The following is a 22,772-nucleotide window of genomic DNA, read 5'->3' as shown; positions in this document are numbered from 1 at the left end:
GTTACCCCTTCACCGCGCCGGCAGTGAGGCCGGAGACGATGTAGCGCTGGAACAGCACCGCCATCAGCACCGGCGGGATGATGGCGATGACGCCCGCCGCGTTCACGAAGGAGAAGCTGGTGGTGAAGTCCATCACGAATCCCGAGATGACGATCGGCAGCGTCTGCGCCGCGACGTTCTGCGTCAGCACCAGCGCGAAGACGAACTCGTTCCAGGAGGTCAGGAAGGCGAAGGTGAGCGAGGCCACCAGCGCCGGCAGCGACAGCGGCAGATACACGTGCCGCAGCGCCCCCCAATGCCCGCACCCATCGATGCGCGCCGCGCGGTAGAGGTCGCGCGGGATGCCCTCGAAATAGGAGATCAGGATGAAGATGGTGAAGGGCACGGTGATGGCGAGATAGGTGACCACCAGCGCGCCGAGCGTGTTGATCAACCCGAGGTTCCGCACCACCAGGAACAGCGGCACGATCAGTGCGATGTCCGGCACAACGCGCGTCGCCAGCACTGTGTAGAGCGTGACGCGGCGCCCGCGGAAGTCGATCACCGCGATCGCATAGGCCGCGGTGATGGACAGCAGCAGGTTCAGCACCGCGACCCAAACCCCGACCGTCAGGCTGTTCCACAGCGAGGGGATGAGGTTCGCCGCGCCGGACGGAAGGAAGCCGCCCGTCGCGGGGTCGCCCTGGCGACGTGTCTCATAGGTCACCTGGCGCTCGGCGGCGTTCAGGATGGCGTCGAAATTGCCGAAGTTCAGCTCGGGCGGCAGCCAGTTCGGCGGCACCGCGGTGATCTGCGCTTCCGTCTGCAGCGAGGAGGAGACGAGCCATGCCACCGGTCCCGCGACATACAGCACGAACAGCGCCGAGAAGAAGGCCAGCAGCAGCGCGCGGCCGATCCGGGGTGCGACGGGACGCCCGGCCATCAGAGGCGCTTTCCCAGCCAACGGATCACCGCCCATGACAGCAGGAAGGTCGCCATCGCGAGCACGTAGCTCATCGCAGCCCCGGTCCCGAAGCGGAGCGAGCGGAAGGTCTCGACATAGATCAGCCAGGAGAGCGTGAAGCTGGCATCGCCCGGACCGCCCTGCGTCATGATCAGGAACAGGTCGAAATGGCGGATGCTGATCATCGTCTCATAGACCAGCACGAGCATCAGGCCGGGCCGCAGCGCCGGCAGCGTGACATGCACGAAGCGCTGGAACACGTTGGCGCCATCCACCTTCGCGGCGCGATACAGGTCGTCCGGGATCGCCTTCATCGTCACGATCAGCAGCAGCGCGGCCAGCGGCATCTGCTTCCAGATCGCCGCATTGGCGATCAGCAGCAGCGTCAGGTCGGGGTCGCCCAGCCAGGCGCGATATCGCTCCAGCAGCCCGAGTTGCACGAGCAGCGCATTGAGCAGGCCGTAGGTCGGATCATAGATCCACTTCCACATCAGCCCGTTGACGACCGAAGGCGTCGCCCAAGGCACCAGCAGCAGCGCGGCCAGGATGCGCTGGCCGGGAAAGGCCTCGTTCAGCAGCAGCGCGACCAGCACGGCCAGGATCGTCGTCACGGCGACCGTCACCACCGTGTAGAAGGTGGTCCGCCCCACCGCGAGCCAGAAGCGCTCGTCGTCGAAGATGCGCAGGTAGTTGTCGAAGCCGACGAAGGGCCGGCGCAGCGGGCGCGTCAGCACGATGTCGTGCAGGCTGACCCAGAAGGAATAGAGGATCGGGTAGGCCGCGACGACCAGCAGCACCGCCACCACCGGGAAGACCAGGATGGCGGCGCTGCGCTCGTCGTAGCCCAGGCCCAGGCGCCAGCGGCGCCCCGAACCACCAGGGCGCCGATCGAGCGTCGTGCTCACCTCAGCGGAAGGCGCGCTTCAGCTCGGTCCACTTCGCCGCCGCCGTGCGCATCGCCGCCTCCGGCTCCGCGCGCCCGAGGCAGACCGATTGCCAGGCCTGGTTGGAGGTCTCGACCCATTCGCCGAACCAGGGGGAGATCACGTCCTTCTTCTTGGCCAGCGTCGCCTGCTGCGCGATCACCTCGCCGCCGCCGGCCCAGCGCTGCCAGAACTGCTGCACCACCGGGTCCTGCGCCAGCGGCATCGCACAGGTGGGCAGGCCCACATCGGTCAGCAGCAGCCGCTGCATCGAGTATTCGCCCGAGGTGTCGCGGCCGCCGAAGAACTCCACGAACTTCACCGCCCGCTCGCGCCGTGCACGGTCCTGTTTGGCGCCGGGCGTCATGCCGTAGAAGCGGATCCAGCCGCAGGTCGCGTTCGTGCCGTCCGGCCCGCCCTTCGGCATCAGCGCGATGCGGATCTTGCCCGCCGCCGAGGCCTGCGAGGGATCGTTCAGCGCGCGGATGCGATAGGTCGGCACGATGCCGAAGGCGTGGGAACCGCCGCCCATCGCACGCAGCCCGTTGATCTCCGGCGTCTCCACCGCGCCGGCAGAGACGATCTTGTGGGTGTGGATCGCCTCCCGCATGAAGCGCGCCGCGCGCACCGCGCCGCGATTGGCATCTGCCATGACAGCATTGCCCTGCTCGTCGGTGAAGCGGCCGCCGAAAGCGAAGGTGAGCGCGGAGACGAACTCGATCAGCCAGGTGTCGGCCGCGAGCGAGAGCAGCAGCGGGAATTCCGAGATGCCCTGCTGCTTGATCCGCAGCGATTGCTGCACGACCTCGTCCCAGGTGGTCGGCGGCGTGGAGATGCCGGCGCGCTGCAGGATCTCCGTGTTGTACATGAAGCTCATGTGGTCGCCGTAATAGGCGAGGCCATACTGCTTGCCGCCATAGATCATGGACTGCGTGCAGTACTCCGCCGCCTCGGCGTTGTAGCGCATGAGCTGCGGGACGTCGTTGATCTCCGCCAGCCAGCCGGCCTCGGCGAATTCCGGCAGCCAGGCGTCGGAGATCCATGCGACGTCGATCGGCGCATTGCCGACCAGCCGCGTGACCAGCGCGGTGCGGTACTGCGCCCAGGGGAAGTTCTCGTAGTTCACGCGCAGATTCGTCGCGCGCTCGAAGGCGGAGATCTGGGCCTTCACCTGGTCCACCGCGGCGGACCAGCCGACGAAGTTCACGGTGCCGCCGGCCTGCGCCGCGGCGCCGCGCGGCGACATGCCGGCGAGCAGGGCGGGAGCGGCGGCCAGCCCCGCGAGGACGCGGCGGCGCGGCACCGGCGATTTCACGGACATGGTCATGGCGGGGCTCCTGCTTGGATGGCAGCAGTATTTGCGTATGCCTACATCCTGTCGAGGCCCCCGCGCGCAGGCCGCATTCCCTTCCGCCGCGAACCGGGCCAGCATGCGCGCCGCAACACCGCCCCGGCAGGAGGAACCGCATGCTCTACGAACTCGCCACGCTGACCACCGCGATCGGCGGCGCCGGCGCCGCCGCGAAGGCGATCCCCGGATGGTGCGGGGATGCGGGCGCGAAGGGGCGGCTGCTCGGCCTGTGGAGCACGGATCTCGGCACGCTCAACCGCGTGGTCGTGCTGCGCGGCTTCGCCTCGGCCGAGGAGGTGCAGGCGGAGCGCCGCCGCGCGATGATGAGCGCGAGCCCGTTCAACGGCGGCGGCTGGCTGACGGCCATGCAGCTCGACACCTACATGCCGCTCTCCTGGCTGCCGCCGGTCGAGCCGGGCGCCTACGGGCCGGTGTACGAGCTGCGGAGCTACGGCGTGCGGCCGCACGGGCTGCCGCCGCTGATCGAGGCGTGGCGCAACCAGCTGCCCGGCCGGCTCGCGCTGTCGAAGCTGCTGGTGGCGATGCACACCGTGGATGGGCCGACGCGCTTCACCCATATCTGGCCCTATGCCAGCACCGATGCGCGCGCGGCGATTCGCGGCGAGGCGGTGAAGGGCGGCAACTGGCCGCCGAAGGGCGGGCCGGAGAACCTGTTCGGCGAGGACATGCAGAGCTGGATCTGCCTGCCCATGGCGGGATCGCCCCTGACCTGAGCCGGGCGGCCGGGCCCGTCGGGCCCGGCCTTCCGAATCGAATCCTGGCGCCCACCCGCAAAAACCGGCATACGCAATACCGTTTTTTGTAGGGAGGGCGCCCGGCATGCGGCTGACCCAGTTCTCGAACTTCGCGCTCCGCACGCTGCAATTCGCGGCCGTGCGGGCGCCTGAGATCGTCACCGTCGAGGACGTGGCGCGCGCGCACCGGATCTCCAAGGCGCATCTGGTGAAGGTGACGACCGAACTCGCCCGCCGCGGCTATCTCGAGACGATCCGCGGCCGCCGCGGCGGCATGCGCCTGGCGCGCCCGCCTGAGGCGATCACGGTCGGCGAGATCATCCGCTGGACCGAGGCGCCACTTGAGCTCGTCGAGTGCTTCGACCCGGCCACCAACACCTGCCCGCTGCTCGGCGCCTGCCATCTCTCGCGCGGGCTGCACCGGGCGCTGCGCGCCTTCCTCGCCGTGCTCGACGACATGACGATCGCCGACATCGCCTGGAACAAGGAGGCGCTGCTGCAGCGCCTTCAGGCGGCGCCCGCCGTCGAGCAGCGTCAGCCGCCGCCAGGCCCGCACTCCGCCGGCGCGCAGTAGAGGCGGTAGAGCGTCTCGAGGATGGCGGCGACCTCGGGGCTGGCCAGGCGGTAGAACACCGTCTGCCCGTCGCGCCGCGTCTCCACGAGGCGCAGGTCACGCATGCGCGCCAGGTGCTGCGACAGGGCCGTCGGCGACAGCGCCACCATCTCGGCCAGCCGCCCGACCGAGACCTCTCCCTGCAACAGGTGGCAGAGCGCCAGCAGGCGCTTCGGATGGGCGAGGGTGGCGAGCATCCGCGCCGCCTCCTCCGCCTTCGCTTCCATCTCGGGAAAGTCGAGCTTGGGGAAGGCCGGTGCGTCGGCGCCTTCCGGCAGCCTGCCCGTCACGGTGTCGACGACCGGAAAACCGGCATCGCTTGTCATAGTTTTCATATTGACATCTTCGCATATTCGCAGATATATGTCCACGCAGACTTCAAGGGAGATCCCCATGCACCGCCCCGTCATCCAGCCGCGCCTCGCGCGCCGCCTCCCCGGCCGCATCGCCGGGGCATGACCATGACGCCGACCGACTTCACCCCCTTCGCCTCCCTTCTCGGCGGCGCGCTGATCGGCGCCGCGGCGGTGGCGATGATGGCCGGCACCGGGCGCATTGCGGGGATCAGCGGCTTCGCCGTCCGCCTGCTGCCGCCCTACACGGAGAACGGCTTCGCAGGCCGCCTCGCCTTCCTGCTCGGCATCGTCCTCGCCCCCCTGCTCGTCGGCTTCGCCACGGGCAGCATGCCCGTCCCGGTCATCGAGGCCGGAACGCCCGTGCTGGTGCTGGCCGGGCTGCTCGTCGGCTTCGGCGCGGTCTGGGGCAATGGCTGCACCTCGGGCCACGGGGTCTGCGGCATCTCGCGGCTCTCGATGCGATCGATCGTAGCGACGCTGGTCTTCATGGCCACCGCCGTGGCCACCGTCTTCCTCACCCGCCACGTCCTGTGAGGGCCGCCATGACCATCCTGCTGCAATTCGTCATCGGCCTGCTGTTCGGCCTCGGCCTCGTCGTCGCCGGCATGTCGAACCCGGCGAAGGTGCTGAACTTCCTGGATGTCGGCGCGATTCCCGCCGGCACCTGGGACGCGAGCCTCGCCTTCGTCATGGCCGGCGCCATCGCCGTGACCTTCGTCGGCTACCGCCTGGTGCTGCGGCAATCCCGCCCGCTCTTCGGCGAACGCTTCCACGTGCCGACGGCGAAGGAGCTCGACAACCGCATCCTGCTCGGTCCGGCGATCTTCGGAATCGGCTGGGGCCTCGCAGGCTTCTGCCCAGGCCCCGCCCTGACCGCGCTCGGCACCGGCGGCCAGCCGGCCTGGATCTTCGTGGCCGCGATGTTCGCCGGCATGGCCGGCGCCCGCTGGCTCGCCAACCGCCCTGCCGCGCCCGCGGCCGGACCCCGCCACGCCTGACCACGCATCACAAAGGAGACGCCCGATGAGCATGCTTCCTCCCGGCATCGACCTCTCGGTGAAGCCCGAGGTCACCGCCTTCTTCGACCCGCCGACCAACACGATCAGCTACGTCGTGAAGGACCCCGGCTCTAAGGCCTGCGCCGTGGTCGATTCGGTGATGGATATCGACTACGCCGCCGGCCGCATCACCTACGACAGCGCCGACGCGATCATCGCCCACATCCGCGACCGCGGGCTCGACCTGCAGTGGCTGATCGAGACGCATGTGCATGCCGACCACCTCTCCGCCGCGCCGTACATCCAGGGCAAGCTCGGCGGCCGCATCGGCATCGGCGAGAAGATCACCGTGGTGCAGGAGGTGTTCGGCAAGGTCTTCAACGAAGGCACCGAGTTCCGCCGCGACGGCAGCCAGTTCGACCGCCTGTTCAAGGACGGCGACAGCTACATGATCGGCGGCATGAAGGCGGTCGTGCTGCACACGCCGGGGCACACGCCGGCCTGCATGACGCATGTGATCGGCGACGCCGCCTTCGTGGGCGACACGCTCTTCATGCCCGATGGCGGCTCCGCCCGCGCCGACTTCCCCGGCGGCGACGCGCGCACGCTGTTCCGCTCGATGCGCCGCATCCTGGAACTGCCGCCGGCGACGCGGCTGTTCATGTGCCACGACTACGGCCCGAACGGCCGCGAGATCCGCTGGGAGAGCACGGTCGCCGAGGAGCGCGCGCAGAACATCCATGTGCGCGACGGCATGACCGAGGACGAGTTCGTCGCGATGCGCGAGGCGCGCGACCGCACCCTCGGCATGCCGCGGCTGATCCTGCCCTCGCTGCAGGTGAACATGCGGGCCGGCGCGCTGCCGCCCGCCGATCCTTCCGGCCGGCATTTCCTGAAGGTGCCCGTCAACGCCCTCTGACGACCCGCCGGTCGCCGCAACCCGAACACGCCGGCGGGACGCCGGGGGAGGATGCGCATGAACGCCAGGACGCTCACCGCCACGCTGTCCGTCTCGGGGCAGATCGCCCCGTCGGACATCGCAGGCCTCGCCGCCGCGGGCTTCCGCGCGGTGCTGTGCAACCGCCCGGACGGCGAGGGCGCGGACCAACCCGCCTTCGCCGAGATCGAGGCGGCGGCGGAGGGTGCCGGCCTTCGCGCCGCCTACCTGCCGGTGGTCTCCGGCAAGGTGAGCGACACGGATGCCGCGGCCTTCGCCGAAGCGCTGGATGCGCTGCCCAAGCCGGTGCTCGCCTATTGCCGCAGCGGCACGCGCTCCGCGACGCTGTGGTCGCTGTCAGAGGCGGCGCGCGGCCGCCCCGTGGCGGAGATCCTGGCCGCCACCAAGGCCGCCGGCTACGACATGAGCGGCGTCGCGCGCCGCATCGCCAATCGCGGCCGCACGCCGACCGATGTCGCCGATGCCGAGCACCAGGTGGTGATCGTCGGCGGCGGCGCGGCGGGCATCGCCGTCGCCTCCAGCCTGAAGGCGCGCGCGCCCGATCTCGATATCGCGCTGATCGACCCGGCCGACATCCACTACTACCAGCCGGGCTGGACGATGGTGGGCGCCGGCATCTTCGATCCCGCCACCACGGCGCGCACCATGGCCTCGCTGATCCCCGAGGGCGTGCGCTGGATCAAGGCCGCCGTCGCCGCCTTCGAGCCCGAGAAGAACGCCGTCATCCTGGATGGCTGCCGCGTGGTGAAGTACCGCGCCCTGGTGGTCGCGCCCGGCATCAAGCTGGACTGGGCGGCGATCGAGGGCCTGCCGGAGACGCTCGGCCGCAACGGCGTCACCTCCAACTACCGCTACGACCTGGCCCCCTACACCTGGGACTGCGTGCAGAAGCTGAAGGCGGGCCATGCGGTCTTCACTCAGCCGCCCATGCCGATCAAATGCGCCGGCGCACCGCAGAAGTCGCTCTATCTCTCGGCCGATCACTGGCTGCGCGCGCGGCGGCTGAACGATATCCAGATCGACTTCTACAATGCCGGCCCGGTGCTGTTCGGCGTGAAGGAGTACGTGCCGGCGCTGATGCGCTATGTCGAGCGCTACCATGCGCAGCTGCACTTCCAGCACCGGCTGGTCCGCGTGGACGGGCCGGCGCGCCGCGCCTGGTTCGTGCGGACCGATGCCGGGGGCGCGACCGAGACGGTCGAGACCGGCTTCGACATGCTGCATGTCGTGCCGCCGCAGACGGCGCCCGATTTCCTGCGCGTCTCGCCGCTCGCCGATGCCGCCGGCTGGATCGCCGTGGACCAGGCGACGCTGCGCCACGCCTCGCTGCCCGGCATCTACGGCCTGGGCGATGCCTGCAACGCGCCGAACGCCAAGACGGCCGCCGCGGCGCGCAAGCAGGCGCCGGTGGTCGCGCACAACCTGCTCAAGGATCTCGGCCTGATCACGGGCGCGGATGCGCTCTATGACGGCTACGGCTCCTGCCCGCTGACGGTGGAGCGCGGCAAGATCGTGCTCGCGGAGTTCGGCTATGGCGGCAAGCGCTTGCCGAGCTTCCCCTCCTGGCTGATCGACGACACCCAGCCCAGCCGCCTCGCCTGGCTGCTGAAGGAGCGGATCCTGCCGCCGATCTACTGGAAGGCGATGCTGCGCGGGAAGGAATGGATGGCCCGCCCGCAGACGGCGGCGTGATCACGATGCGCCGCCTCGCCGCCCTGCTGCCGATCCTCGACTGGGCCCCGCGCTACACCCGCGAGGAGGCCGGAAGCGACCTCTTCGCGGCGGTGATCGTCACGATCATGCTGGTGCCGCAGAGCCTCGCCTACGCCATGCTGGCGGGGCTGCCGCCCCAGGTCGGGCTCTACGCCTCGATCCTGCCGCTGGTCGCCTATGCGCTGTTCGGCACCAGCCGCACGCTCGCGGTCGGGCCGGTCGCCGTGGTCTCGTTGATGACGGCGGCGGCGGTGACGCCGCTGGCCGCGCCGGGCTCGCCGGAATACGTGGCGGCGGCGGCGGCGCTGGCGGTGCTCTCGGGGCTCGTGCTGCTGGCCATGGCGGTGCTGCGGCTCGGCTTCCTGGCGAACTTCCTCAGCCACCCGGTGATTTCGGGTTTCATCACGGCCTCGGGCATCCTGATCGCCTTCAGCCAGGCGAAGCACATCCTCGGCATCCGCGCCGAGGGCGACACGCTGCCGCATATCGTTGCGGGGCTGGCCGGTGCGATCGGGCAGGTGAACCTGCCGACCCTGGCGATCGGGCTCGCCGCCACCGCATTCCTGTTCTGGGCGCGGCGGTCGCTGAAGCCGCTGCTGCGGCGCGCGGGCCTCGGGCCACGGGTCGCGGACCTGCTCGCGAAGGCGGGTCCGCTGCTGGCCATCGTCATCTCCATCGCCGCCGTCTCGGCCTTCGATCTCGCCGCCGCCGGCGTGCGGCTGGTAGGCGAGATCCCGGCCGGCATGCCCCCCTTCGCCATTCCCACGATGGATCCCGCGCTGTGGCTGGAACTGCTGCCGGCGGCGGTGCTGATCAGCCTGGTCGGCTTCGTCGAATCCGTCTCGGTCGCGCAGACGCTCGCGGCGAAGCGGCGGCAGCGCATCGTGGCGAACCAGGAGCTGGTGGGCCTCGGCACCGCCAACATCGCGGCGGCCGTCTCCGGCGGCTATCCGGTGACCGGCGGCTTCGCGCGCTCCGTGGTGAATTTCGATGCCGGCGCGGCGACGCCGCTGGCCGGCGCGATGACGGCGGTGGGCATCCTGGCCGCCACGCTGTTCCTGACGCCGCTGTTCCGCCTGCTGCCCCAGGCCGTGCTGGCGGCGACGATCATCGTCGCGGTGCTGTCGCTGGTGGATCTCGGCGCGATCCGCCGCACCTTCGCCTATTCCAAGTCGGACTTCGCGGCGATGGCGGCCACGATCCTGCTGGTGCTGCTGGTCGGCGTCGAGGCCGGGATCGTGGCCGGCGTCGCGCTCTCGCTCCTGCTGTTCCTGTGGCGCACCAGCACGCCGCATATCGCGGTGGTCGGCCAGGTGCCGGGCAGCGAGCATTTCCGCAACGTCGAGCGCCATGCGGTGGTCACCGCGCCCGACCTGCTGACCATCCGCGTGGACGAGAGCCTCTACTTCGCCAATGCCCGCTTCCTGGAGGACCGCATCCTGTCGGAGGTCGCGTCGCGGCCGGAGCTGCGCAACGTGGTGCTGATGTGCTCGGCGGTGAACATGATCGACGCGAGCGCGCTGGAAAGCCTGGAGGCGATCGCGGACAGGCTCGGCTCGGCCGGCGTCGGATTCCACCTGTCGGAGGTGAAGGGGCCGGTGATGGATGCGCTGCGCCGTTCGGACTTCTTCGCCCACTTCAAGGGGCAGGTCTTCCTCTCGCAGTACGAGGCGTTCCGCACGCTTGCGGCGGTGCCGGCGCCGCGGCTCACCACGCCGCGGGCGGACCTGGTCGGCGCGGGCTGACAGCCGCCCTCACACCCCGTCTAGCAGCGCGTCCAGGTCGAGCGAGGACCGCCTGCCGATGTCCTCGCCATGCGCGTCCAGAAATTCCTGCGCGGCCTTGCGGCCCTCGTCGCGCAGCATCTCCAGGAAGGCCCATTCGGCGTTCAGCTTGGAGGAATAGCCGAGCTGCACCATGACGTTGTTGCGCACCACATGCATGCGCATCCGCGCCCAGGCCGCGCCCTCGGTGTTGCCGGGATCGGCCACCTTGCGCAGCAGCGCCAGCATCTTGAGTTCCTTCAGCGCGACCGCGTTGAAGGAGATCTCGTTCACCCGATCCAGGATGTCCCGCGCGCTGCGCGGCGTGCCGGGCCGCTCGATCGGGTTGATCGGCACCAGGATCGTGTCGTCCGATTCCAGCTCGTTCACCAGCGGGAACAGCGTCGGGTTGCCGGCGAAGCCGCCATCCCAATAGGGCTCGCCGTCGATTTCCACCGCCTGGAACAGCTGGGGCAGGCAGGCGGAGGCGAGCAGCGCCGTCGCGGTGATGTCGGCGTTGCGGAAGATGCGCCCGCGGCCCGTGCGCACATTGGTGGCGGTGACGAAGACCTTGATCGGGCCAGTGGCGAGCGCGGCGAAGTCCACGCTCTCCTCCAGCACCTCGGCCAGCGGGTTGCCGCCGATCGCCGGCACGTCATAGGGCGAGACGACGCGCGCCAGCAGGTCCATCGCCAGGAAGGCCGGCGAGTTGTCGAGCGTCCAGCGCCCGAGCAGCACGTCGATCGGGCCGCGCTGGAAGGGGCTGAAGGTCGCCGCGCGGGAAACGCGCCGCCAGAAGGCGGCCAGCGCCTCGCGCGCCGCCGGCGCGCCGCCCTTCGCATATCCGGCGGCCAGCACCGCGGCGTTCATCGCGCCCGCCGAGGTGCCGGAGATCCCCTCGATCTCCAGCCACTCCTCCTCGAGCAGGCGGTCGAGGACACCCCAGGTGAAGGCGCCATGCGCGCCGCCGCCCTGCAGGGCGTAGTCCACCGCGACGCGCCCGCGCGGCCTGGGGGAGGGTTGACGGCTCCGGGGCTGACGCATCATGGGCCGGCCTGGCCGCGACGGGCCGAGGGGTGGGCGAAGGCCGGGCGAGCCCCGGCCGCATGGCACGTCATCCGGCCCTCCGCAGAAAAATGCTGCACCGCACCAAACTCCCTAGCGCCCTTGCGTCCCCGGCAAAGCGCCTCCGCGTCCCACGGATTGGCGCTACATTCCAGGGGCGAGGACGCGGCTCGTCACGCCAGTCCGTAGACCCGCAGCGCGTTGTCGCGCAGGAATTTCCGAAGCGGTCCGGGGCGCAGGCCGAGTGCCGCGACCTCCTCCCGCATGCGCTTGAAATGCAGCACGGGGAAGTCGGTGCCGAACATCACCTTGTCCTGCCCGTAGCTGTCGATGTAGCGCACGAAGCTCTCGGGCCAGTGCTTCGGCGCATGCGCATCCGCCACGATGAAGACGTTGCGGTGCTTCCAGGCCATGGCGATCATTTCGTCATGCCAGGGGATGCCGATATGGATCCCGACCAGCTTGAGCTCCGGGAAGTCGCAGGCCACGGCATCGAGCGTGATCGGCCGCCCCACCGAACGCAGCGGGCGCCGCGGGTCATAGACCAGCGACTGGCCGACCTGCAGCTGGATGGGCACGCCAAGCTCGCAGCACTCGGCATAGAAGGGATACCAGCGCGCATGGTCGGGCGGCAGCTCGAACCAGTGCGGATAGCCATGCGCACCGATGAAGCCATGCTGCCGCACCCAGCGTCGCAACTCCCGCACGCCCGCCATGCCCTGGGTGGGATCGAGCCCGACGAGGCCGCTGAACCGCTCCGGCCGCCATTGCACGAGGTCCGCCACGACCGCCGGGTCGAGATGCCAGGACCCCGGCAGCCCGAGCTGGCCGATCTTGGCGGCGACGAGGAAGGCGCGCCCGATCCCGGCCTCGTCCATCATCGCCAGCATCGCCTCCTTCGTGTAGCCGGCGCGGACGGCGCTCTCCTGCTTGAAGGTGCCGGTGTGGAACTCGCCGCTCCATGCGGGGCGGGAGGCGACGATCTCCGGCGTCAGCGGATTGACCACGGTATCGATGGCGAGGATCTCGTCGGGCACGTCCGCTCCCTTGGCGCAGCCTGTCGGTCGCGCGAGGATCGGGCGCGAAGCGGAGCAAGTCCAGCATGCGGCCAGAGGCGATGTTCCCGGCGGAGCTGATCGAGCGCGTCAGGGCGCGCCGCGCCGGCCGCGTGCATGTGACGACGCGGCTCGATCCGCGGCGCACGGCGCTGGTCGTGGTGGACATGCAGCTTGCCTTCACGCGGCATGGCGCGCCTTCCGGCACCGGGGACGCGCCCTCCATCGTGCCGGCGATCAACGCGGTGGCGGCGGCGCTGCGCGGGGCGGGCGGCTTGGTGGCCTTGTCGCGCGGCACCTTCGACGCCAGCGAGGATGGCGGCTGGCCGGGCTTCTACCGCCGCATGGTGGAGCCCGGCCTCGCGCAGCGCATCCTGGAGGGCTTGCGCGAAGGCCATGAGCTGCACGCCCTCGATCCGGGGCTGGAGGTGGCGGCGGCGGATTTCGTCTTCCCCAAATGCCGCTACTCCGCCTTCGCGCCCGGCGCCTCGCCGCTGCCCGCCTGGCTCGCGGAGCGCGGCATCGCGACGGTTCTGGTCGCCGGCACGCTGACCAATGTCTGCTGCGAGAGCACGGCGCGGGACGCCATGCAGCACGGCTACGAGACGGTGATGATCGCCGACGCCAATGCCGCGCGCGACCGCGCCGCGCACCAGGCGACGCTCAACACCTTCCTCGAATTCTTCGGCGACGTGCTGACCGTCGCGCAGGTGCTGGCCTTGCTGCGCGGAGAAGAACTGCGCGACTGACCCGCCGCTAAAGCTTGCCGCGCACGCTCCAGAGCTCGGGGAAGAAGCGCTTCTGCAGCGCGGTGCGCAGGTAGGCGACGCCGGAACTGCCGCCCGTGCCGGGACGGCCGCCGATGATGCGCTCCACGGTCGAGAGATGGCGGAAGCGCCAGGTCTGGAAGGCGTCCTCCAGGTCCACCAGTTCCTCGGCCAGCTCATACAGGTCGAAATGCGTCTGGGCGTCGCGATAGACCTCCGCCCAGGCGGCTTCCACCTGCGGATCGGGGGCGTGGGGCTGCGTCAGGTCGCGATGCAGCACGGCATCGGGCACGGGCAGGCCGCGGCGGGCCAGCAGACGCAGCGCCTCGTCATAGATCGAGGGCGCGGCGAAGGCGGCCTCGAGCTGCGCGTGCAGATCGGGGCGGTGACGGTGCGGCTTGAGATACAGCGCCTCCCGCGCGCCCATGCGGATCTCCAGCAGCCGGTATTGCCAGGACTGGAAGCCGGAGGAACTGCCGAGCGAGGCGCGGAACGCCAGGTAGTCATGCGGCGTCATGGTGGTCAGCACCTCCCACGACTCGACCATCTGCTTCTGGATGCGGCTGACCCGCGCCGTCGCCTTGAAGGCCGGGCCGAGGGTGTCCGCCCGGATGCAGGCCATGGCCAATTCCAGCTCGTGCAGGATCAGCTTCATCCACAGTTCCTGGACCTGGTGGATGGTGATGAAGAGCAGCTCGTCATGCTGGCCGGAGAGCGGCTTCTGGGCGCCCAGGATCAGGTCCAGGCCGAGATAGTCGCCGTAGCTCATCTTGCGGGCGAAATCGGTCTCGATCCCCGCCGTCGCTTCTGTCCCGTCCTCGGCCATCGGAGCCTCCTGTGCCGACCCGTATCTAGGCGGCCGGGGCGGCCTCGCACATATGCGGGCGATGCTCGACCTCCGCGCACAGTTCTCCCGCTTCCTCGGCGCCGATCCCGCCCGGCTGCATTTCGCCGCCCATAGCCATCACCCCTGGCCGGACGCGACGCGCGAGGCGCAGCTTGCCGCATGGGACACCGCGGCGCGGCTGCAGGACGGGAAGTGGGACGAAATCCTCGGCCCGGTGCAGGACGGGCTGCGCGCCAAGGTCGCCGCGCAGCTCGGCCTGCCCGATCCGCGCACGCTGGTCTTCGCGCCGAACACGCATGAATTCGTGGTCCGCATCCTGTCGAGCCTGCAGGCGGGGCGCCCGCCGCGCGTGCTGACCACCGATGCCGAGTTCCACAGCCTGACCCGCCAGCTCGCCCGGCTGGAGGAGGAGGGGCTGGTGCAGGTCACGCGCATCCCCACCGCGCCGCACGCGACCTGCCGCGACCGCCTGGTGGAGGCCGCACGCCGGGGCTTCGACCTGATCTGGGTCTCGGAGGTTTTCTTTTCGTCCGGCTTCGCGCTGGATGGGCTGGAGGCGCTGGCCGAAGCCGCCGGGAACGCCGTGCTGGTGCTGGATGGCTACCACGCCTTCATGGCGCGGCCGGTCGATCTCTCGCGGCTTGCAGGCCGGGCCTTCTACACGGCGGGCGGCTACAAATACGCGATGGCCGGCGAGGGATGCTGCTTCCTGCATTGCCCGCCCGGCTGGCTGCCGCGGCCGCGCGCGACCGGTTGGTACGCCGCCTTCGGCGCGCTGGCCGGCAGGCAGGGCGAGGTCGGCTATGCCGAGGACGGTTGGCGCTTCATGGGCGCGACCTTCGATCCTTCGGGGCTGTATCGCCTCTCCGCCGCGCTCGACTGGTTCGCGGCCCAGGGGCTGACCACCGCGATGGTGCGCGACCATGCGCATGCGCTGCAGCGCCGCTTCGTCGCGGGGCTCCCCGGAACGGGGCTCGACCCGGCGGCGCTGGTGGTGCCGCTGGAGGAAGCACGACGCGGGAATTTCCTTACGTTCGATCTGCCCGACGCCGAGACGTGGCAAGCGCGCCTCTCGGCGGCCGGCATCGTCACGGACCGGCGGGCGACGCGGCTGCGCTTCGGCTTCGGGATCCACCAGACGGCGGAGGAGGTGGACGCTCTGCTGGGCCGCATGCGGCGCCTGTAGCCAGGGCGGCCATCCGGGACTACGCCAGACGCCATGACCCCGCTTCCCCTCGCCCTGACCATGGGCGAGCCCGCCGGCATCGGCCCCGAGATCACGATCGCCGCCTGGCGGGCCGTCCGCGCCGCCGGCCCCGTTTTCTTCCTGATCGGCGATCCGGCGCTGCTGCCGGGCGCGCCGCTGGCCCTGATCGAGCGGCCGGAGCAGGCCGCCGACGCCTTCCCCGAGGCGCTGCCCGTGCTGCCGCTAAGCCTCGCCGCGCCGGCAGTCCCGGGCCGGCTCGACCCGCGCAACGCGCCCGCCGTCATCGCCGCCATCGAGCAGGCGGTCGCCTTCGCCAGGGCGGGGCGCGCGGGCGGGGTGGTGACCAACCCGATCCAGAAATCCGTGCTCACCGCCGCCGGCTTCCCGCATCCCGGCCACACGGAATTCCTCGGCGAACTGGCCGGGACCGGCGTGCCGCCGGTGATGATGCTGGCCTGCCCCGGCCTGCGCGTGGTGCCGGTGACCATCCACGTCTCCCTCAAGCGCGCCGCCGCGGAACTCACCACCGCGGCCATCGTCACCCAGGGGCTGGTGGTGGCCGAGGCGCTGCGGCGCGACTTCGGCATCGCCGCGCCACGCCTCGTCGTAGCCGGCCTCAATCCCCATGCCGGGGAGGACGGCACCATGGGCCGGGAGGACATCGAGATCGTCGCCCCCGCCGTCGCCGCTCTGCGCGCGCAGGGGATTGCCGTCCGAGGTCCGCTGCCGGCCGACACGCTGTTCACCCCGCGGGCGCGCGCGACCTATGACTGCGCGCTCTGCATGTATCACGACCAGGCGCTGATCCCGGTGAAGACGCTCGACATGGATGGGGGAGTCAACGTGACGCTCGGGCTTTCCATCGTGCGGACCAGCCCGGACCACGGCACCGCGCTCGACATCGCCGGCAATGGGCTCGCCGATCCCGGCAGCCTGATCGCCGCGCTCCGCATGGCCGCCGACATGGCCCGCCACCGCGCCGAAGGAGCCGCCGCATGAGCCCGCTCAAGCTTTCGATCAACATCGATCATGTCGCGACGCTGCGGAACGCGCGGGGAGGGACGCATCCCGATCCATTGGAGGCGGCCCAGGCGGTGCTGGCGGCCGGCGCCGACGGCATCACCGTCCATCTGCGGGAGGATCGCCGCCACATCCGCGACCAGGACGTGGAGCGCATCCGCGCCGCCATCGCCGCGCCGCTGAACCTGGAGATGGCCGCGACCGAGGAGATGGTCGCCGTCGCCGAGCGCCTGAAGCCCGCCGATTGCTGCATCGTGCCGGAAAAGCGCGCCGAACTGACCACCGAGGGCGGCCTGGACGTGCTGCGCGCCGGCCCGTTCCTGGCGGAGGCGATCCGCCGGCTCAACGCCGCCGGCATCCGCAGCTCGATCTTCGTGGAAGCGGACGCGGCGCAGATCGCGGCGGCGGCCGCGCTCGGCGCCCATGCGATCGAGCTGCACACCGGCGCCTATGCGGATGCGGCGGCGTCCGAACGGCCCGCGCATCTGCGCCGGCTACAGGAGGGCGCCAGGGCCGCCGCCGCGGCGGGGCTGGATTGCCACGCCGGCCACGGCCTCGGCTTTGAGACGATCGCCGGGATCGCACGCATCCGGGAAGTCTCCGAGGTCTCGATCGGCCACTTCCTGGTCGGCCAGGCCGTGTTCACCGGCCTGCCGGCCGCGGTGCGGCGGATGAAGGCGCTGATCGAGCGCCACCGCGGGGGCTGATCGCTCGAAGCGACATATCAGGGAGCCTTTCCGCGGACACGGAAAGGCATCTCGATGGCCGGCGGCCCTCCGGCCCTTGGCTTCGCGGCATGGGCGCCGGACCGCGTCCGCGGCCTCGCCCGCCGTTGGCGGGCGCAGGTCACGACAACGGCGCGGGGCCTCAGGCCGCGCGGCGCTCCGGGCGGGCGGCGTCGCGCACCGAGGCCGCCCAGCGCGGGGCGGCCGCGAGGAAGGCATCGAGATCGGCCGGGGCGAGCGCCTCGACATGCTCCGCCGCCGTGGTCGCGGCGGGATCCCAGAAGCGGGCGACGCGCAGCACCACCTCGGCCGCCTGGCCGGCTGCGGCCTGGTGCGGGGCGATCCGCAGCATGCGGCGGGCAGTGACCAGCACGCGCGCCGCGGCGTCGAGGCGCATACGTTCCGCCAGGCCGCCTTCGGCGAGTTCGGCGACCGCCGCCATGACGTGGCCGGACTCGGCCCTCACCGCAGGCTGCACGACGACATGCGACATCCCAGGCCAACTCCCGTTGCAGATCGGTTGACGACACAGAGACGGCGCCCGCCGCGCCGTTTCACTGGGATGGGGACGCGCGAGGTCCGCTGCAAGTCTCAACCTCACAAAACTTCAATCCGCCTGTCACCTGTGTCACCGGTCCGGGAGCACCCGAGCCGCCGGGTCGCTCAGCGCAGCATCTCCCAGAAGCCGTTCTCCTCGTTCAGCCGGGCGTGGTCCATGGCGCGGAAATCCCCGCGGGACACCACCCCGACCACCCTTCCATCCTCCGCCACCGGCAGGTGGCGGAAGCCGCCATCCTGCATCAGGCGCAGCGCCTCCAGCGCGCCGGCGCCGGGCTGCAGCGTGACGGGGCGCGGCGTCATGGCGTCAGCGAGCCTGGTGCGCGCCGGAGGAAGGCATTCGGCGCCGATGCGGCAGATGGCGTCGCGCCCGGTGAAGATACCGAGCAGCCGGCCTTCCGGGTCGGTCACCAGCACGCAGCCGATGCGGTGGGCCCGCATGACGCGGCAGGCCTCCTGGACCGTCGCCTCGGGTCCGAGCGTGACGGGATCCCGCCGGTGCAGCAGCATGTCGGCGAGGGGCCGGTCGCGCATGGCGCTCTCCTGTCTTCCTTCCGGCCGTGGCCTGCCAGGCTCAGGCGGCCGGGCCATATGACGGAACGATGATGGCGTCCCGGCTCCGGCGCGGACAAGTCATCACCATGGGAGGGTTGGGCCGGTTGACGCTGGCGGCGCCCCACCGCAGCCTCGCCGCCGAGGAGAATCCCGCGCCCGTGCCCGAGACCGACGATGCCGCGCGGATACACGCGCAGACCCTCACCCTCGACACCCATGTGGACATCCCCTGGCCCGATCCGCCCGATCCGTCGGGGGAGACGAAGCGGCATGTGGATTTCGGCAAGATGCGCCGCGGCGGGCTCGGGGCGGTGGTGTTCATCGCCTATGTCCCGCAGGGGCCGCTGACCGCCGAGGGGCATGACGCCGCCGCGGCGCGGGCCGAGGCGATGCTGCGCCACATCGCCGGCACCGCCGGCGGCGACCGCGCCTTCTGCGCCGATGCGCCCGCGCTGGAGGCGGCCAAGGCCGAGGGCAAGCTCGCCGTGCTCTCGGCCGTCGAGAACGGCTACGCGATGGGCGAGGATCTCGCGCGGCTCGCCGACTGGCGCCGGATGGGCGCGATCTACGTCACCCTCACCCATAACGGGCACAACCTGCTGGCCGACAGCGCCATCCCGCGCAAGGACCTCGGCGACGGGCCGGAGCGGCATGGCGGGCTTTCCGCGCTCGGCCGCGCGGCCATCGCGGAGATGAACCGCGTCGGCCTGCTGGTGGATGTCAGCCACGCCTCCCGCGCCGCCATGCTGCAGGCGGCCGAGGCCTCCCGCACGCCGGTCGTCGCGACCCATGCCTGCTGCGCCGCGCTGCGGCCGCATCCGCGCAACCTGGACGACGCGCAGCTCGATGCGCTGAAGGCGGTCGGCGGGCTGATCCAGATCACCGCCGTCTCCAGCTTCCTGCGCGCCATGCCGGGCAACGGGGCCGGCCAGGCGGCGAGCGTCGCCGACTATGTGGACCATGTGGACCATGCGGTGCGCCGGATCGGGATCGACCATGTCGGCCTGTCCTCGGATTTCGACGGCGGCGGCTGGCTCAGCGACTGGCCGGATGCCGCACGCTCCCGCGCCGTCACGGCGGAGCTGCACCGGCGCGGCTATGGCGCGCGGGAGATCGGGCTGCTCTGGAGCGGCAATTTTCGGCGCCTGATGCGGCTGGCCGCACGGCAGGCCGCCTGACCGCGGAGCCCATAGGCAGAGGCGGCGGACGCCCCCATCTGCGCGCGGCCATGACCATCCCCGACACAATCCCCCGCGCCGCGCTCGTCACCGGGGGCGCGAAGCGCCTCGGCCGCGCCATGGCACTCGCCCTGGCCGATTCCGGCTTCGACATCGCCCTGCACTACGCCGCCAGCGCCGCGGAGGCGGCGGAAACCGCGGCCGAGATCCGCGCCCGCGGCCGCCGCGTTGTCACGCTGCAGGCGGACCTGGCGAAGGAGGCGGAGGTGGAGCGGCTGGTCCCGGCGGCGGAAGCGGCGCTCGGCCCGGTCGGGGTGCTGGTGAACAACGCCTCCACCTTCGAGCGGGACGAGTGGGACGACGCGACGCGGGAGAGCTGGGACCGCCACTTGGAGCCGAACCTGCGCGCCCCCTTCGTGCTGGCCCAGGCCATGGCGAAGGCGCTGCCGCGCGGCCGCGAGGGCGTGGTCGTGAACCTGCTGGACCAGCGCGTCTGGTCGCTGACGCCGCATTTCGTCTCCTACACCGTCTCCAAGGCGGCGCTCTGGACGCTGACCCAGACGCTCGCCCTGGCGCTGGCGCCGCGCATCCGGGTGAACGGGATCGGGCCCGGGCCAGCCCTGCCCTCCCCCCGCCAGAGCGCCGAGCAGTTCGAGCGGCAATCGGGCTCCGTGCCGCTGCGCCGCGGCACCTCGCCGGAGGAGGTGGCGGCGGCGCTGCTCGCCATCCTGGCGCTGCCCTCGATGACCGGGCAGATGATCGCGCTGGATGGCGGACAGCACCTGCAATGGGCGCCGGTGCGCGACCCGATGGACATGGTCGAATGATGTATGCCCCCGATGCCGAGCGTGGCCGCCGCGTGGTCTTCCTGCGCGGGCTGGAGCTGATGGCGCGCCTCGGCATCCATCCGCATGAGAAGGCGGCGCCGCAGCGCATCCGGCTGGACGTGGAACTGCTGGTGCGCGATGAGGCGGCGCCGGCCGGGGTTGGGCCGGACGACTTTCGGCGCGTGGTGGACTATCAGCGCCTGGTCGAGCTGGCGCGCGCCGTCGTCGCGACCGGACATGTCCTGCTGGTGGAGACCCTTGCCGAGCGCATCGCCGCCGCCGCGTTGCAGGATGCACGGGTAGAACGCGCACGCGTGACGGTTGAGAAGCCGGAGGCTTTCTCGGATGTCTCCGCGGTCGGGGTGGTGGTGGAAAGGCGCAGACAAGAGAACGACTTGGCGGGGGGGAGCGCGAATTTTCCACCGTGATGACGCGGCCGTGAGATTTGCCGGCCCCGTAGCCTCTTGCCAGGCGCGAATCCCCATGCAGCAGGGGCTCTCTGAAGTTTCTGGCCAAAGATCAATACGTTAAGAAATATGCCCAAAAATAATGCAGCACGGACTGTGCGGCGGATGACAGCCACTTCGTGGGGTTTGCAACCCTGTCGCCCACAGACTTGTCCACAGTTTCGGTGGACAACGCCTGCTCGACTGCGCCTGCCGGCCGACGCGCAGCGCCACCATATCCTGCACGCATGACTTGCGAGACTGACCCGCCGGGGCAAGCCGCCCCGGTCATGCGCGGCCTCGCCGCACTCGAGGCGGCGCTGCCCACCCTGCCGCTGACGCCGGGCGTCTACCGCATGCTCGATGCGAAGGGCGATGCGCTCTATGTCGGCAAGGCGCGCAGCCTGCGCCGCCGCGTCGCCGCCTATACCCGGGTCGGGCAGTTGCCGGAGCGGCTGCGCCGCATGGTGTATGAGACCCGCAGCCTGGAGGTCGTCACCACCGCCAGCGAGGCCGAGGCGCTGCTGCTGGAAGCCAACCTGATCAAGCGCCTGCGGCCGCGCTTCAACATCGTCCTGCGCGACGACAAATCCTATCCGTGGCTGGTCCTGCATGAGGACCACCCCTATCCGCAGATCGCCAAGCATCGCGGCGAGCGACGCAAGGGGTCGAGCTACTGGGGCCCCTTCGCCTCGGCCTGGGCGGTCAACCAGACCCTGACGGCGCTGCAGCGCGTGTTCCTGCTGCGATCCTGCCGCGACACGGTGTTCGACAGCCGGACCCGACCCTGCCTGCTGTTCCAGATCAAGCGCTGCTCCGCCCCCTGCGTGAAGCGGATCAGCGAGGCCGACTATGCCGGGCTGGTGAAGGAGGCGAAGGAGTTCCTGAACGGCGGCACGCCGAGCATCCAGAAGCGCCTCGCGGCCGAGATGGAGGCGGCGGCGGAGAAGCTGGAATTCGAGCGCGCCGCGTCCCTGCGCGACCGCATCCGCGGCCTGACGCATGTGCAGGGCCGCGACCGCGTGAACCTCGACGGCGTCGGCGATGCCGACGTGGTCGCGCTGCACCAGATGGCCGGCCAGTCCTGCGTGCAGGTCTTCTTCTTCCGGGGCGGCCGGAACAACGGCAACCGGCCGTATTTCCTGACGCATGCGAAGACCGAGCAGGCGCCGGAGGAGATCCTCGGCGCCTTCCTGGCCCAGCTCTATGACGACCTGCCGCCGCCGCCTCTGGTCCTGGTCAGCCACGACCCCAAGGACGCCGCGATCCTGGCCGATGCGCTGGCGATCAAGGCGGGGCGCAAGGTGGAGATCCACCGCCCGCAGCGCGGCGACAAGCGCGCCGCCGTGGAGCACGCCGCGACCAATGCCCGGGAGGCGATCGAGCGCCGCATGGCCGAGGGCGCGGCGCAGTCCGAGCTGCTGACCGGCGTGGCGCGGCTGTTCGACCTGCCCGACACGCCCGAGCGCATCGAGGTGTATGACAACAGCCACATCATGGGCACCAACGCCTATGGCGTGATGGTGGTGGCCGGGCCCGCGGGCTTCCTGAAGCAGCACTACCGCAAATACGGCATCCGGGAGGCGAAGCCGGGGGACGACTTCGCCATGATGCGGGAGGTCTTCGACCGCCGCTTTGGCCGCGCGCTCAAGGAAGACCCGGGGCGGGAGAGCGGCACCTGGCCCGACCTCGTGCTGATTGACGGCGGCGCCGGCCAGCTTTCCGCCGCGCGCGAGATCCTGAACGAGATGGGGCTGCACGACATCCCGCTGGTCGCCATCGCCAAGGGCCCGGACCGCGATGCCGGCCGCGAATGGTTCCACCAGACCGGCAAGCCGCCCTTCCAGCTGCCGCCGCGGGATGCCGTGCTCTACTACCTGCAACGCCTGCGGGACGAGGCGCATCGCTTCGCCATCGCCTCCCACCGGGCCGGCCGGAGCAAGGCGATCACCCGCAGCGAGCTGGACGAGATCCCGGGCGTGGGAAGCGCGCTGAAACGTAAGCTTCTCAATCATTTCGGCTCGGCGCGCGGGGTGCGGAACGCGGCGCTCCAGGACCTGGAGAAGGCGCCGGGCATCGGGCCGGCGGTGGCGCGGAAGATCCATGGGCACTTCCACCCCACGGAGGGGTGACGGGCCGAACCCCATCC

At 70.8% G+C, this 22,772-nt stretch carries 24 protein-coding genes; 15 read left to right on the top strand and 9 right to left on the bottom strand.

The annotated features are described in order from the left end of the window. Nucleotide 1: 1 nt before the first annotated feature. Genes DFH01_RS08700 through DFH01_RS08690 form a run of 3 tightly spaced genes read right to left on the bottom strand, consistent with a single transcriptional unit; the run spans nt 2 to nt 3,193 of the window. Nucleotides 2-922 carry a carbohydrate ABC transporter permease gene (locus DFH01_RS08700; protein ID WP_109870065.1) on the bottom strand — a complete coding sequence of 307 codons (921 nt, stop codon included), beginning with the start codon at nt 920-922 and terminating at the stop codon, nt 2-4. Then, the gene (locus tag DFH01_RS08695) at nt 922-1,848 is read right to left on the bottom strand and encodes a carbohydrate ABC transporter permease (RefSeq protein WP_199231179.1); all 927 of its coding nucleotides are present in this window, start codon (nt 1,846-1,848) and stop codon (nt 922-924) included. The genes DFH01_RS08700 and DFH01_RS08695 overlap by 1 nt, the downstream gene beginning before the upstream one ends. Before the next feature lies 1 nt (nt 1,849). Continuing rightward, entirely contained in the window at nt 1,850-3,193 is a 1,344-nt protein-coding gene (locus DFH01_RS08690; protein WP_158287675.1) for an ABC transporter substrate-binding protein, read from the bottom strand. Between the two features lie 140 nt (nt 3,194-3,333). Here DFH01_RS08690 and DFH01_RS08685 point away from each other — a divergent pair, with 140 nt between their 5' ends. Both DFH01_RS08685 and DFH01_RS08680 read left to right on the top strand, forming a co-directional pair. Beyond that, entirely contained in the window at nt 3,334-3,951 is a 618-nt protein-coding gene (locus tag DFH01_RS08685; protein WP_109870063.1) for an NIPSNAP family protein, read from the top strand. A 106-nt stretch (nt 3,952-4,057) separates the two neighbouring features. Further along, complete coding sequence (locus tag DFH01_RS08680; protein ID WP_109870062.1) at nt 4,058-4,546, top strand: RrF2 family transcriptional regulator; 489 nt, start codon at nt 4,058-4,060, stop codon at nt 4,544-4,546. On the opposite strand, the gene DFH01_RS08675 is transcribed toward DFH01_RS08680, so the two are convergent. Further along, nucleotides 4,507-4,911, bottom strand: coding sequence for an ArsR/SmtB family transcription factor (locus DFH01_RS08675; protein ID WP_233256037.1), 405 nt, complete (start codon nt 4,909-4,911; stop codon nt 4,507-4,509). The genes DFH01_RS08680 and DFH01_RS08675 overlap by 40 nt on opposite strands. 129 nt (nt 4,912-5,040) lie before the next feature. On the opposite strand from DFH01_RS08675, the gene DFH01_RS08670 reads away from it, so the two are divergent. Genes DFH01_RS08670 through DFH01_RS08650 form a run of 5 tightly spaced genes read left to right on the top strand, consistent with a single transcriptional unit; the run spans nt 5,041 to nt 10,355 of the window. After that, nucleotides 5,041-5,475, top strand: a complete 435-nt coding sequence (locus DFH01_RS08670; RefSeq protein ID WP_233256036.1) for a YeeE/YedE family protein — start codon at nt 5,041-5,043, stop codon at nt 5,473-5,475. An 8-nt stretch (nt 5,476-5,483) separates the two neighbouring features. After that, a complete protein-coding gene (locus DFH01_RS08665; RefSeq protein ID WP_109870061.1) occupies nt 5,484-5,939 on the top strand; it encodes a YeeE/YedE family protein in 456 nt (151 codons plus the stop codon). Nucleotides 5,940-5,964: 25 nt separating this feature from the next. Further along, the gene (locus tag DFH01_RS08660) at nt 5,965-6,858 is read left to right on the top strand and encodes an MBL fold metallo-hydrolase (protein ID WP_109870060.1); all 894 of its coding nucleotides are present in this window, start codon (nt 5,965-5,967) and stop codon (nt 6,856-6,858) included. Nucleotides 6,859-6,915: 57 nt separating this feature from the next. Next, the gene (locus tag DFH01_RS08655; RefSeq protein ID WP_109870059.1) at nt 6,916-8,589 is read left to right on the top strand and encodes a bifunctional protein tyrosine phosphatase family protein/NAD(P)/FAD-dependent oxidoreductase; all 1,674 of its coding nucleotides are present in this window, start codon (nt 6,916-6,918) and stop codon (nt 8,587-8,589) included. After that, nucleotides 8,559-10,355, top strand: a complete 1,797-nt coding sequence (locus DFH01_RS08650; protein WP_233256035.1) for a SulP family inorganic anion transporter — start codon at nt 8,559-8,561, stop codon at nt 10,353-10,355. The genes DFH01_RS08655 and DFH01_RS08650 overlap by 31 nt, the downstream gene beginning before the upstream one ends. Before the next feature lie 9 nt (nt 10,356-10,364). On the opposite strand, the gene DFH01_RS08645 is transcribed toward DFH01_RS08650, so the two are convergent. Both DFH01_RS08645 and DFH01_RS08640 read right to left on the bottom strand, forming a co-directional pair. Then, complete coding sequence (locus tag DFH01_RS08645) at nt 10,365-11,363, bottom strand: patatin-like phospholipase family protein (RefSeq protein WP_233256034.1); 999 nt, start codon at nt 11,361-11,363, stop codon at nt 10,365-10,367. Between the two features lie 248 nt (nt 11,364-11,611). Continuing rightward, nucleotides 11,612-12,475: an amidohydrolase family protein gene (locus tag DFH01_RS08640; RefSeq protein ID WP_109870057.1), complete on the bottom strand. Its 864-nt coding sequence runs from the start codon at nt 12,473-12,475 to the stop codon at nt 11,612-11,614. A gap of 65 nt (nt 12,476-12,540) precedes the next feature. Between DFH01_RS08640 and DFH01_RS08635 the strand changes: the two genes are divergently transcribed. After that, nucleotides 12,541-13,242, top strand: coding sequence for a cysteine hydrolase family protein (locus DFH01_RS08635; protein WP_109870056.1), 702 nt, complete (start codon nt 12,541-12,543; stop codon nt 13,240-13,242). A 7-nt stretch (nt 13,243-13,249) separates the two neighbouring features. Here the strand turns inward: DFH01_RS08635 and kynA are convergent, their stop codons facing one another. Beyond that, entirely contained in the window at nt 13,250-14,086 is an 837-nt protein-coding gene (gene kynA, locus DFH01_RS08630) for a tryptophan 2,3-dioxygenase (RefSeq protein WP_109870055.1), read from the bottom strand. 61 nt (nt 14,087-14,147) lie between these two features. On the opposite strand from kynA, the gene DFH01_RS08625 reads away from it, so the two are divergent. From DFH01_RS08625 to DFH01_RS08615, 3 genes are read left to right on the top strand one after another with little or no spacing between them, the layout of a single operon-like run. Then, complete coding sequence (locus DFH01_RS08625; protein WP_109870778.1) at nt 14,148-15,293, top strand: aminotransferase class V-fold PLP-dependent enzyme; 1,146 nt, start codon at nt 14,148-14,150, stop codon at nt 15,291-15,293. A gap of 33 nt (nt 15,294-15,326) precedes the next feature. Continuing rightward, a complete protein-coding gene (gene pdxA, locus DFH01_RS08620) occupies nt 15,327-16,313 on the top strand; it encodes a 4-hydroxythreonine-4-phosphate dehydrogenase PdxA (protein WP_109870054.1) in 987 nt (328 codons plus the stop codon). Then, nucleotides 16,310-17,041: a pyridoxine 5'-phosphate synthase gene (locus DFH01_RS08615; protein ID WP_109870053.1), complete on the top strand. Its 732-nt coding sequence runs from the start codon at nt 16,310-16,312 to the stop codon at nt 17,039-17,041. The genes pdxA and DFH01_RS08615 overlap by 4 nt, the downstream gene beginning before the upstream one ends. A 160-nt stretch (nt 17,042-17,201) precedes the next feature. On the opposite strand, the gene DFH01_RS08610 is transcribed toward DFH01_RS08615, so the two are convergent. Together DFH01_RS08610 and DFH01_RS08605 are read right to left on the bottom strand one after the other, a co-directional pair. Next, nucleotides 17,202-17,552 (bottom strand): hypothetical protein, encoded by a 351-nt coding sequence (locus DFH01_RS08610; RefSeq protein WP_109870052.1) that lies wholly within the window; start codon nt 17,550-17,552, stop codon nt 17,202-17,204. Between the two features lie 170 nt (nt 17,553-17,722). Continuing rightward, nucleotides 17,723-18,151 (bottom strand): CBS domain-containing protein, encoded by a 429-nt coding sequence (locus DFH01_RS08605; protein ID WP_109870051.1) that lies wholly within the window; start codon nt 18,149-18,151, stop codon nt 17,723-17,725. A 125-nt stretch (nt 18,152-18,276) separates the two neighbouring features. Between DFH01_RS08605 and DFH01_RS08600 the strand changes: the two genes are divergently transcribed. The 4 genes from DFH01_RS08600 to uvrC all read left to right on the top strand — a co-directional run bounded on the left by DFH01_RS08600 (nt 18,277) and on the right by uvrC (nt 22,755). Beyond that, nucleotides 18,277-19,350 (top strand): dipeptidase, encoded by a 1,074-nt coding sequence (locus DFH01_RS08600; protein ID WP_408609189.1) that lies wholly within the window; start codon nt 18,277-18,279, stop codon nt 19,348-19,350. Between the two features lie 50 nt (nt 19,351-19,400). Beyond that, entirely contained in the window at nt 19,401-20,177 is a 777-nt protein-coding gene (locus DFH01_RS08595; RefSeq protein ID WP_109870049.1) for an SDR family oxidoreductase, read from the top strand. Beyond that, on the top strand, nt 20,177-20,605 hold the full coding sequence (gene folB, locus DFH01_RS08590; protein WP_233256033.1) for a dihydroneopterin aldolase: 429 nt from the start codon (nt 20,177-20,179) through the stop codon (nt 20,603-20,605). The genes DFH01_RS08595 and folB overlap by 1 nt, the downstream gene beginning before the upstream one ends. 266 nt (nt 20,606-20,871) lie before the next feature. Next, nucleotides 20,872-22,755 (top strand): excinuclease ABC subunit UvrC, encoded by a 1,884-nt coding sequence (uvrC, locus tag DFH01_RS08585; protein WP_109870047.1) that lies wholly within the window; start codon nt 20,872-20,874, stop codon nt 22,753-22,755. The last annotated feature ends 17 nt before the right edge of the window (nt 22,756-22,772 follow it).

It is taken from the genome of Falsiroseomonas bella (assembly GCF_003173615.1).
GTDB classification, from domain to species: domain Bacteria; phylum Pseudomonadota; class Alphaproteobacteria; order Acetobacterales; family Acetobacteraceae; genus Falsiroseomonas; species Falsiroseomonas bella.
The sequence above is the reverse complement of the archived record's forward strand: the minus strand, read 5'-3'. Positions and strand labels throughout refer to the sequence as shown.

Coding starts and splice junctions, on each gene's coding strand:
- DFH01_RS08700 (WP_109870065.1), bottom strand. CDS start 922: ATGGCCGGGCGTCCCGTCGCACCCCGGATCGGCCGCGCGCTGCTGCTG.
- DFH01_RS08690 (WP_158287675.1), bottom strand. CDS start 3,193: ATGACCATGTCCGTGAAATCGCCGGTGCCGCGCCGCCGCGTCCTCGCG.
- DFH01_RS08685 (WP_109870063.1), top strand. CDS start 3,334: ATGCTCTACGAACTCGCCACGCTGACCACCGCGATCGGCGGCGCCGGC.
- DFH01_RS08680 (WP_109870062.1), top strand. CDS start 4,058: ATGCGGCTGACCCAGTTCTCGAACTTCGCGCTCCGCACGCTGCAATTC.
- DFH01_RS08675 (WP_233256037.1), bottom strand. CDS start 4,911: ATGACAAGCGATGCCGGTTTTCCGGTCGTCGACACCGTGACGGGCAGG.
- DFH01_RS08670 (WP_233256036.1), top strand. CDS start 5,041: ATGACCATGACGCCGACCGACTTCACCCCCTTCGCCTCCCTTCTCGGC.
- DFH01_RS08665 (WP_109870061.1), top strand. CDS start 5,484: ATGACCATCCTGCTGCAATTCGTCATCGGCCTGCTGTTCGGCCTCGGC.
- DFH01_RS08660 (WP_109870060.1), top strand. CDS start 5,965: ATGAGCATGCTTCCTCCCGGCATCGACCTCTCGGTGAAGCCCGAGGTC.
- DFH01_RS08655 (WP_109870059.1), top strand. CDS start 6,916: ATGAACGCCAGGACGCTCACCGCCACGCTGTCCGTCTCGGGGCAGATC.
- DFH01_RS08650 (WP_233256035.1), top strand. CDS start 8,559: ATGGATGGCCCGCCCGCAGACGGCGGCGTGATCACGATGCGCCGCCTC.
- DFH01_RS08635 (WP_109870056.1), top strand. CDS start 12,541: ATGCGGCCAGAGGCGATGTTCCCGGCGGAGCTGATCGAGCGCGTCAGG.
- kynA (WP_109870055.1), bottom strand. CDS start 14,086: ATGGCCGAGGACGGGACAGAAGCGACGGCGGGGATCGAGACCGATTTC.
- DFH01_RS08625 (WP_109870778.1), top strand. CDS start 14,148: ATGCTCGACCTCCGCGCACAGTTCTCCCGCTTCCTCGGCGCCGATCCC.
- pdxA (WP_109870054.1), top strand. CDS start 15,327: ATGACCCCGCTTCCCCTCGCCCTGACCATGGGCGAGCCCGCCGGCATC.
- DFH01_RS08615 (WP_109870053.1), top strand. CDS start 16,310: ATGAGCCCGCTCAAGCTTTCGATCAACATCGATCATGTCGCGACGCTG.
- DFH01_RS08610 (WP_109870052.1), bottom strand. CDS start 17,552: ATGTCGCATGTCGTCGTGCAGCCTGCGGTGAGGGCCGAGTCCGGCCAC.
- DFH01_RS08605 (WP_109870051.1), bottom strand. CDS start 18,151: ATGCGCGACCGGCCCCTCGCCGACATGCTGCTGCACCGGCGGGATCCC.
- DFH01_RS08595 (WP_109870049.1), top strand. CDS start 19,401: ATGACCATCCCCGACACAATCCCCCGCGCCGCGCTCGTCACCGGGGGC.
- folB (WP_233256033.1), top strand. CDS start 20,177: ATGTATGCCCCCGATGCCGAGCGTGGCCGCCGCGTGGTCTTCCTGCGC.
- uvrC (WP_109870047.1), top strand. CDS start 20,872: ATGACTTGCGAGACTGACCCGCCGGGGCAAGCCGCCCCGGTCATGCGC.